General features: G+C 55.0%; 3 protein-coding genes. 2 read left to right on the top strand and 1 reads right to left on the bottom strand.

From position 1 onward, the window contains the following. A partial coding sequence (locus tag BO74_RS20850) for a hypothetical protein (RefSeq protein ID WP_496445289.1) occupies positions 1 to 369 on the top strand: 369 nt, incomplete at its 5' end. Continuing rightward, positions 359 to 1,021: a gamma-mobile-trio protein GmtX gene (gene gmtX / locus BO74_RS20855; RefSeq protein ID WP_496445291.1), complete on the top strand. Its 663-nt coding sequence runs from the start codon at positions 359 to 361 to the stop codon at positions 1,019 to 1,021. The genes BO74_RS20850 and gmtX, both read left to right, overlap by 11 nt. A gap of 231 nt (positions 1,022 to 1,252) precedes the next feature. On the opposite strand, the gene BO74_RS20860 is transcribed toward gmtX, so the two are convergent. Beyond that, the gene (locus BO74_RS20860) at positions 1,253 to 2,455 is read right to left on the bottom strand and encodes an MFS transporter (protein ID WP_496445293.1); all 1,203 of its coding nucleotides are present in this window, start codon (positions 2,453 to 2,455) and stop codon (positions 1,253 to 1,255) included. Positions 2,456 to 2,623 lie beyond the last annotated feature (168 nt).

Consider the following 2,623-nt stretch of genomic DNA (forward strand, 5'->3'; position numbering starts at 1 on the left):
CGCACAATGGCCCGAACGTATCCGTTCCTATTTCCAGCACCCTCATGCCGCATACGCGGCTTAGCGAAGCTATTTAAGGGCCGGGTTAATAATGGTAGGGCGCCGATTTTCTACAAGCTGAATGAAGAGCAACAGCACATCGCCGGGAACGCGGTTATGAAGCTTATAAAGGCCCGTGCAGGGTCTCTCGATTCGGCGGTGGAATTTGTCGAAGGGCACCGGCAATTGGCCGAGCTAGGGCTTGTAGGTGGTGATTTTGATTCAGTCCTACAAGGTGTATCCGGCAAGGAGGCATTGAAGGCGCTAACGTATGATTTTGAGGCTGGCACGATTGGTGATTCAGCCGGGGAGCGTTCAGATGCATCCTGATGACTTGTTTGCCAACCTGTTTGAGAACGCGGTAACGCGCAAGAAGCGCAACCTTGAAATTATTCATGCGGTTTGCCGGGAGCAATTTGAACGCGGTAGCAAGGATTTTTCGGTGGCCACGATTTCCCGACTTTCCGTTGAGCGTGGTGGGCCTGCAAAGTCCACCATCCACAACAAGACCGGATGCGATTTTCAAACACTCATTAAGGCGTGGGCTTCGCACACTGGTGGCGCGCTCAAGAAACCGGCCAAGCGAACCTCTGGGTTCGACTACAGTGAGTTGCTTTCGAAAATTCCAGACCCGGCTATTCGCTCGATTGTGGGAGCCGCCCTTGCTGAGAATACCAAACTGCGGCGAGAACTGGCCGTCCTGAAAAGCAATACGGAATTCGTAGTGGACCGACGAACCAAAGCGATAACGCTATCGGCTGGAGTTGAGGCGCAAGTTGCTCAGGTCATCCCAGCCTCATTCGGGCTTAGCGACGTGGAGAAAGAGGCGTTGGCGCACGCCATTAGCGATCAGCATCTAGAAGATGAAGGTTGGGAGGCAGACGAGTATGGGCGCGTTGTTTCTACCAGGACGAAGCGTGCAGTTTTCAAGGTCGGTTTTATTGCCGCATTACGTAAGGTACTTCAAGATGGTGGCTGCTAATTGCAGTCAGCATAGTCACCAATCCATTATAAAAGGTTCATCGCGCTTTACCGGGGAAAGCAGCCTTGATCTTCAGAAAGAAATAGTGCGTGGCGGCGGTTCGGAGTTGGTGGCATTGATCGCCGTAATTGGAGCCACGCCTGTTAATCATTTCGTCCAGATTTCCGTAAGTTCATTCAAGTCTGTATTAACGAGTCGGGGAGAATTGTCTTCAATGGGCATCCTCGATGCTCATTCCTTCCCGCGCCACAGCATCGCCAGCAGCGCAAGGGCACCGAAACAAGCACCACCGACGAAGGTAAATCTGGCGCCTAGCAACTCCCACACCAATCCGGCGAGGACACTGGCAAACAGCATGGCGATGCCTGAAACGAGGTTGAAGAAGCCGAAAGCCGTTCCGCGTAACTCAATCGGCGCTGTATCGGCAATCATCGTGGCGAGCAAACCCTGTGTCATCGCCATGTGCATACCCCACAGCGTGATTCCTGCCCATACCCAAGTCCAGTGATTGCTGATTGCCAGCGCTGCATCGCCGGCGATCAGCACGAGCAAGCCCCAGCGCAAGAGCCGGTGATGACACATTGAATCGGCTAACTTTCCGCAGGGGTAGGCTGCTGCCGCGTAGATGGCGTTCATGCCGATCAGCACGAGCGGGGTATAAGCAAGTGGCAGCCCCCCTTCGTTCGCACGCAGTACCAGAAACGCTTCGGAAAAGCGTGCCAAGGTGAATACTGCGCCTACAACGACCACCCACCAATAATCTGTGGACAGTCGCGCGAGATTCTCTCGTTTGATCGGATTGATGCGTTTCCTGTCCGGCGAGTGATCAGGTTCCTTTACCCCGTAGAACAGTAGTGCCACGGCAAGGAAAGCCGGGATGACCGCCACCCAGAATACAGCGTGGAAGTCGTTCGCCCACAACAGCATGAGACCCATCGCCAATACCGGCCCTACGAAGGCACCGATGGTATCAAGTGATTGACGTAGTCCGAAGGCGGCGCCCCGGATCTCAGGAGGCGCCAGATCGGCCACCAGCGCATCACGCGGAGCGCCGCGAATTCCTTTGCCTACCCGGTCGATTAGGCGCGCTGCGATGACCAACCCAGCACTGCTCGCCAATGCGAACAGCGGCTTTGAGAGCGCGCCCAGCCCATAGCCCACCAGCGCCAACGGCTTTCTCTTTCCCCACCAATCCGACACAGCACCAGAGAATACCTTGACGATCAGTGCCGTCGCTTCGGCCGTTCCTTCGATTAGACCTATGGTTAGCGTCGACAAACCCAGCGCTGTGGCGAGGAAGACCGGCAGCAAGCTGTGGATCAGTTCAGAAGAGACGTCCATCAGCAGACTGACGAAGCCGAGTGCCCAGATGCTTTTTGGAATGGTGGTTTTTTGAATCACAGCAAGCGCTCCGATAACACCGATCCGGTCCATGTGTCGTTCCGCTGCTGGCAGTTATAGATACGGCCTGCGCTAACGACAAGACGCCAGTTCATCACCAATCAGTTTATTAACCCGGCCCTTAAATAGCTTCGCTAAGCCGCGTATGCGGCATGAGGGTGCTGGAAATAGGAACGGATACGTTCGGGCCATTGTGCGATG

The organism is Propionivibrio pelophilus DSM 12018 (genome assembly GCF_059569095.1).